The sequence below is a fragment of the Pantoea sp. UBA5923 genome, assembly GCF_002431095.1.
GTDB lineage: Bacteria > Pseudomonadota > Gammaproteobacteria > Enterobacterales > Enterobacteriaceae > Pantoea > Pantoea piersonii.
Genome location: NZ_DJDN01000078.1, coordinates 190,210 through 197,048 on the forward strand (window position 1 = coordinate 190,210; position 6,839 = coordinate 197,048).

Genomic DNA, 6,839 nt, shown 5'->3' on the forward strand with positions numbered 1-6,839 from the left:
AAAATCATATCCGGCCCCTTTCCGACGCAGAGTGACGTAAAACATTGAGCACAGTATTCAACCGACGCGCTTTACAGCAAACGGGAAAAGCCTCATTGTGAGCGCAATACATTTATGAGGATTCTGTCATGCCTGCTTCGCCGATTTCGCTGAGTGACATCCTGGCCCGCCGCGACTGGGAGAACCCGGTCGTTACCAGCCTTAAGCGCCTCGACGCCCATCCACCCTTCGCCAGCTGGCGCAGTGAAACGGCGGCGCGCGACGAACAGCCGTCATCCGCGCTACGTAGCCTGAATGGCCTATGGGGCTTCAGCTACTTTAGCTGCCCTGAAGCGGTGCCGCACAGCTGGCTGCTGCAGGATCTGCCTGATACCGCTTCCCTGCCGGTGCCCTCAAACTGGCAGATGCATGGTTATGACGCGCCTGTTTATACCAACGTTCAGTATCCGATCCCGATGACTCCGCCCTGCGTGCCGCGTGAGAATCCGACAGGCTGTTATTCGCTCACATTCACTATTGACGAGAGCTGGCCGGAGGCGGGGCAAACGCGCATTATTTTTGATGGCGTCAGCTCCGCTTTTTATCTCTGGTGCAACGGTCAGTGGATAGGCTATTCGCAGGACAGCCGTCTGCCGGCTGAATTTGACCTCAGCGCGGCGCTGGTGCGCGGCGTTAACCGCATTGCGGTGATGGTGCTGCGCTGGAGTGACGGCACCTGGCTGGAAGATCAGGATATGTGGCGCATGAGCGGCATCTTCCGCGACGTCTCGCTGCTGCATAAACCGGAAACGCATCTTGCTGACGTTCAGCTGGAGACGCTGCTCAGCCCGGAGTATCGCAGCGCTGACCTGCTGGCGCGCGTGCGCGTAACCGCACAGGACGCCGCCCTGCGCTTGCGGCTGACGCTGTGGCGGGATGGCGCGCAGGTGGGCGTTGTCGAGCAGCCGCTCGGCAGCGCCATAATTGACGAACGCGGCCACTATGGCGATCGCGCCGAACTGAGGCTGCGCGTTGACGCGCCCGCGCTGTGGAGCGCCGAAATCCCGACCCTCTATCGCGCCACGCTGGCGCTGCTCGATGCGCAAGGCGAGGTGGTAGAGGTTGAGGCGTATGATGTCGGCTTCCGCCGCGTCGCCATTGAAAACGGACTGCTCTGCCTGAACGGGCAGCCGCTGCTGATACGCGGGGTAAACCGCCACGAGCATCATCCGGAGAAAGGCCAGGTTGTGGATGAAGCGCTGATGCGGCGCGACATCGAACTGATGAAGCAGCATAACTTTAACGCGGTGCGCTGCTCGCACTATCCTGACCATCCCCTCTGGTATCGCCTGTGCGACCGCTACGGCCTTTATGTGGTGGATGAAGCCAATATTGAAACCCACGGCATGCAGCCAATGAGCCGTCTGGCGGACGATCCGCGCTGGTTCGCCGCCTTTAGCGAGCGCGTGACGCGTATGGTGCAGCGCGATCGCAACCACTGCAGCATTATTATCTGGTCGCTGGGCAATGAGTCGGGACATGGCAGCACGCACGATGCGCTCTATCGCTGGGTGAAAAGCGCCGATCCAACCCGCCCTGTGCAGTATGAAGGCGGGGGCGCCAACAGCGCGGCGACCGATATTCTTTGTCCGATGTATGCCCGCGTCGATGAAGATCAGCCCTTCCCCGCCGTACCGAAATGGTCGCTGAAGAAGTGGATCGGCCTGCCGGGCGAAAACCGCCCGCTGATCCTGTGTGAATATGCGCACGCCATGGGCAACAGCCTGGGCGGCTTTGCAAAATACTGGCAGGCGTTTCGCCAGTTTCCACGTCTGCAGGGCGGCTTCGTCTGGGACTGGGTCGATCAAAGCCTGACGCGCTATGACGAAAACGGGCTGGCCTGGCAGGCCTACGGCGGCGATTTCGGCGACAAACCCAACGACCGGCAGTTCTGCATGAACGGCCTGGTATTTGCTGACCGCACGCCGCATCCGGCGCTGTTCGAAGCACAGCGCGCGCAGCAGTTTTTCCACTTTGCGCCAGATGCCGGCGATCCCTGGAACTTTACCGTCAGCAGCGACTACCTGTTTCGCCGCAGCGATAACGAGCTGCTGCGCTGGCGTATCGAGCAGCAGGGCGAAGTAGTGGCGCAGGGCGAAGTCACGCTGGATATTCCGCCGCAGGGCGCGCAGCGTATTAGCGTCCCGCCAGCGGAAAACCTGACGGGCGAGTGCTGGCTGAATGTCGCCGTACATCAGCGCGCAGCAACGTCCTGGTCCGAAGCTGACTGGCGCGTCGCCTGGCACCAGTGGCCGCTGCCCGCCGCGCTGGCGCTGCCAGTGCTGCCAGCAGCAGGCGAGCCGCCAACGCTCAACGTCGATGAGGACACTATCGCCGTGGCGCACCGCGGTCAGCGCTGGCACTTTAACCGCCGCAGCGGCGAGCTGACGCAGTGGCTTATCGACGGGCAGGCGATGCTGTTGTCGCCCTTACAGGACTGCTTTATCCGCGCGCCGCTGGACAACGATATCGGCACCAGCGAGGCGGAGCGCATCGATCCCAACGCCTGGTCGGAGCGCTGGAAAGCGGCCGGTTACGACGCCATGACAAGCCGCGTGGAGCAAACCGAAACAGAGAGCCTGTCGGACGACGTGCAGATTAGCGTACTACACGGCTGGTATGCACAAGGCAGGCTGGCGTTTCTCAGCCGTAAACGCTACCGCTTCGACGCGCAGGGCGAAATGAGCCTGGAGGTTGAGGTGGAGCAGGCGTCCAGCCTGCCTGCGCCAGCGCGCATCGGCCTGCGCTGCCAGTTCGCCGCCGCGCCGCAGCAGGTCGCCTGGCTGGGGCTGGGCCCGCATGAAAACTATCCGGATCGCCAGCTGGCGGCGCAGTTCTCGCGCTGGCAGCTGCCGCTTGAGGCGCTGTATACGCCTTACGTTTTCCCGAGCGAAAACGGCCTGCGCGGCGGGACGCGCCAGCTTGATGGCGGCCAGTGGCGCGTCAGCGGCGAGTTCAGCTTCTCAATAAGTCGCTACAGCCTTGAACAGCTGCGCGACGTTTCGCATCGCCACCTGCTGCGCGAGGAACTAGGATGCTGGCTCCATCTGGACGCCGCGCATATGGGCGTGGGCGGCGACGATTCATGGAGCCCGAGCGTCAGCGCCGAGTTTCTGTTGACTCAGCGCCGCTGGCGTTATGCGCTGCGCTTTTCTCCTTCGGCTCCAGCACTGTGCGCGGACGACGGTAGAAACGCTTCAGCAGCACCACGTTAAGCAGCACCACCAGCGCGGTGGCGAAGAAGACCCAGCGGTAGCCAGTCAGCGCCGAGACCGCCGCGCCGAGCATCGGGCCGGCGACGTTGCCGAGATACATAAATGACTGGTTGTAGCCGAAGATACGGCCGGTGATGTTGTCGCGCGAATGCCGCACCAGCAGCGTCTGCACCGCTGGCATCATCGCGCCGTCGGCGAAGCCGAGCAAAAAGCGCAGCACGCCGAGCTGGGTGGCGCTGGTAACGAAAGACATGGCGAGCAGCAGCAGCAGCGACGCCACCATGGTCGCCAGCAGAATACGCTGTGTGCCGATGCGGTCGCCCAGCCTGCCGAGGCGCGGTGCCGCAATCAGCGCCGAGATGCCGGGCAGCGCGGCGATAACGCCGCTGAGGAAGGCAATATTTTCCGCCGTCGGTGCCAGCTCACGTACGAACAGCGTCAGGATTGGGTTTACCGAGCCGTTGCACATCTGGATCACCATGGTGGTGACAAACAGGCAGAGCATCAGCCTGGGATTATCGAGCGAGGCGAATACCTCGCGCCCGCTCAGCTTATCCTGCTTGCTGACCGGCTTGTAGCCGGTCTCCTTAATCAGAAACAGCGTTACCAGAAAGCTGATCAGCAGCAGTGCCGCGGTAACGATAAATACCATGCGCAGCCCGACCCAGTCAGCAAGCAGCCCGCCGAGCATCGGGCCGAGGATCACCCCGCCAATTTGCCCGGTTGAGACGCAGCTCAGCGCCCAGCCGCTGCGCTCGCGCGGCACCTGCGCCGCCACCAGCGCCATCGCGTTGGGGATATAACCTGAGGTTAAGCCCATCAATGCGCGCAGCAGCAGCAGTTGCCAGGCCTGGGTGACAAATGCCTGCATCAGGATCACCACCCCCATGCCAAACGCCGCACGCAGCAGCATCAGCTTGCGTCCTTTTCGATCGGCGAGGCTGCCCCACAGCGGCGCAACGGCGGCCGAGATGATAAAGGTAATGCTGAAGGTCAGACCCGACCAGAGGCTAAGCGCATCGCCGCCGTTGATGCCGAGCTGTTCAATATAGAGCGGCAGAAAAGGAATGATCTGACTGATGGCCAGGCCGGTAAAAAAACAGCCGAACCAGACCGAGATAAGATTTATTTTCCAGGATTCAATTGTGGACGGCATGAGCAAAGAGGCGGTTACAGAAGGAGCCAACAGTCTAGCAACGCCTCTTTATCGCTGAGCGACAAAACATGGCACCCAGGGAAAAACACCCTTTTACGCTGCCCTTCGTCTTTTTCATCCTTTTATATAAACCATTAACGCTTTTTAGCAGAGATTCCGTTCGCTTAGCTGCGCGTTTTCGCGCGGGATTCAGCGGAGTGTCAGGAGAAATGAAAAAATATGTCAGCCTGTTACTGACAAGCGCTGGCGTCAGTTGTATGTTTAAAAAAACGCCAGTTTCCACTGGCGTCGGCGTGGCGTCCTGGCCACGCTAACGCCTCCGCCAGATCCCCGCGGCAGGTCCACAGTTAAAAAAACACGTTGACTATCACGCTGCCCCCGCAGGTCGTGACAGACGCGCCGTCGCCTTAGCGGAGGTGAATATGAGAGCTCAAAACAGTGCCAGCCGTGACATCGTGGACTATTTCAACAGCCCCGCATGGAACGCTCCGCAGGCGTCCGAGCTGCTGGCGGTGATCCTGCGCGAATTAATGGAAGCTGGCCAGCCCGCAACCAATAAGGCCGTGATTGCGCGCGTTATTCAGCGGCTGGAGGTGGAAGGCGACGCGCGTCGTCTGGAAACCTATCGTCAGTTACTGGCGCAGTTAATGGAAACCGATTTGCAGGATTAGGCTAAAAAAATTCCCGCCGAGGCGGGAATAAACAAGACGAGCATTGCATATTGAGAGTGACGAGGAAATCTCTGTTATCCGCGATCCATCCTCGTCCCCCTTGATGACCAGCACATGACAATGCGACGCTTTTTTTATGACGCCTCAGCCGCAGTACACCTGGCTGATGGTGCCGTTCTTGTCTGCCAGAAAATTCAGACGATGCAGATTGAAGTCCATCGTGACCGCGCTGTTCCACGGAATGGCGCGCACCGGCGTGTCAAAATGCAGGCTGTTGACGGCGCTGAGCGGTTTTCCTGTGTAGCTCTGATACTGCGAGGCGCCGCAGGTGTCGCTTTCAGCATCCGCGCCTGACGCGGTTTGATCGGGTTTACTGCCCGACTGACAGGCGGTCAGGGCGAGCATTCCCAGCGCCAGCAGCGCTTTTCCATAATATTTCACGTTTTCTCCTCATCAACAGGGTGAACTGGCCCCGGATCCTAACAAAGCATCGCGTCAGGCTTAACCCTTTGCGCCATAAAAGACGCCACTAACAGGCCATATGCAGCGATTCCCGCTGCTTTTTTCAGATAAATCGCACTTACTGACCAAAATGGCCGGCTCGGATAGCTAGAATTATTAAGACTAATCTGAGGAGAATCCTATGGAACTGGCAATTTTTGTGGGCTTTGCCGTTCTGATGACCGCCGTGGCGGTTAAAGTACGTTAAGCCCGAACCGATGTAGTAGCAGATGTCGTGTCCAGAAGCGCAGTAAAGTCCGTCAGCGGCATCGGCCGCCCGAGAAAGTAGCCCTGCCCCTCTTCACAGGCGAGCTGTTTTAATCGGTCAAGCTGCGCTTCTGTTTCGATCCCTTCTGCCGTAATCGTCAGCGCAAAGGCGTGTGCCAGCGCGATAATGCCCGCCACCACCGATTCCGCCTGCTGCGACTCCGGGAAATCCTTCATCCAGGAGCGATCGATCTTCAGCCCGTTAAACGGGAACGTCTTCAGATAGCCCAGCGCCGCATAGCCGGTGCCGAAATCATCGACCGTCAGCCGTACCCCCAGCGCGCGCAGCCCTTTCATCACCTCCAGCGCCTGCTGCGGATGTTCGAAGGTGACGTTTTCCGTAATCTCCAGCTCCAGCCGCGTCGCGGGCAGCCCGCTGCTCTCCAGCGCACGCGCCACGCGCTGCACTAAATCATTGCTGCGAAACTCGACCGGCGAGATATTGACCGATACATAGCGATCCGCGCCCCAGGCGCTGGCATCACGACAGGCACGCGCCAGTACCCAGTCGCTGATGGCGACGATCAAACCATTCTCCTCCGCCAGCGGGATAAAGCGATCGGGCGTGATCGGCTGACTGTCCGCTGGCTGCCAGCGGATCAGCGCTTCCGCTCCCGCCAGCCTGTCGCTTTGCAGCTGATAACGCGGCTGATAGTGCAGGCAAAACTCTTCATTGTGCAGCGCCTGTTCAATGCGCTGCGCCATATCGCGCTTATGGTCGCGCAGGCTGGCCATATTATTGGCGTACCAGACCCAGCAGTTGCGCCCTGCCGCACGCGCTTCGTTAAGGGCGATATCGGACATGCGCAGCAGCGCTTCGGGATGGCTGGCGTCCTGCGGCGCACAGGCGATGCCGATGCTGGCGGTCAGGTAGTGCGCGTGCTGGCCGGTATAGATCGGCTGCTGCACCTCCTGCAGCAGTCGGGCGCAGCGGTGCTCCACAATCTCCGCGTCGCCCTCGTGCAGCACCAGCACAAACTCATCGCCGCC

5 protein-coding genes are annotated in these 6,839 nt (G+C 60.4%); 2 read left to right on the forward strand and 3 right to left on the reverse strand.

The annotated features are described in order from the left end of the window. Positions 1–128 precede the first annotated feature (128 nt). Positions 129–3,254: a beta-galactosidase gene (locus tag B3797_RS18250; RefSeq protein WP_311791819.1), complete on the forward strand. Its 3,126-nt coding sequence runs from the start codon at positions 129–131 to the stop codon at positions 3,252–3,254. Here B3797_RS18250 and B3797_RS18255 read toward each other — a convergent pair. Continuing rightward, positions 3,139–4,410, reverse strand: coding sequence for a multidrug efflux MFS transporter (locus tag B3797_RS18255; RefSeq protein WP_311782136.1), 1,272 nt, complete (start codon positions 4,408–4,410; stop codon positions 3,139–3,141). The two genes, B3797_RS18250 and B3797_RS18255, sit on opposite strands and share 116 nt — an antisense overlap. A gap of 422 nt (positions 4,411–4,832) precedes the next feature. On the opposite strand from B3797_RS18255, the gene B3797_RS18260 reads away from it, so the two are divergent. Next, on the forward strand, positions 4,833–5,081 hold the full coding sequence (locus tag B3797_RS18260) for a biofilm development regulator YmgB/AriR family protein (protein WP_311791820.1): 249 nt from the start codon (positions 4,833–4,835) through the stop codon (positions 5,079–5,081). A gap of 144 nt (positions 5,082–5,225) precedes the next feature. On the opposite strand, the gene B3797_RS18265 is transcribed toward B3797_RS18260, so the two are convergent. After that, positions 5,226–5,522 (reverse strand): I78 family peptidase inhibitor, encoded by a 297-nt coding sequence (locus tag B3797_RS18265; protein ID WP_311791821.1) that lies wholly within the window; start codon positions 5,520–5,522, stop codon positions 5,226–5,228. A gap of 264 nt (positions 5,523–5,786) precedes the next feature. Continuing rightward, on the reverse strand, positions 5,787–6,839 hold a 1,053-nt coding region (locus B3797_RS18270), incomplete at its 5' end, for a bifunctional diguanylate cyclase/phosphodiesterase (protein WP_311791822.1).

Excerpts from the sequence above, each read along its gene's own strand:
- B3797_RS18250 (WP_311791819.1), top strand. The coding sequence starts at position 129 with ATGCCTGCTTCGCCGATTTCGCTGAGTGACATCCTGGCCCGCCGCGAC.
- B3797_RS18255 (WP_311782136.1), bottom strand. The coding sequence starts at position 4,410 with ATGCCGTCCACAATTGAATCCTGGAAAATAAATCTTATCTCGGTCTGG.
- B3797_RS18260 (WP_311791820.1), top strand. The coding sequence starts at position 4,833 with ATGAGAGCTCAAAACAGTGCCAGCCGTGACATCGTGGACTATTTCAAC.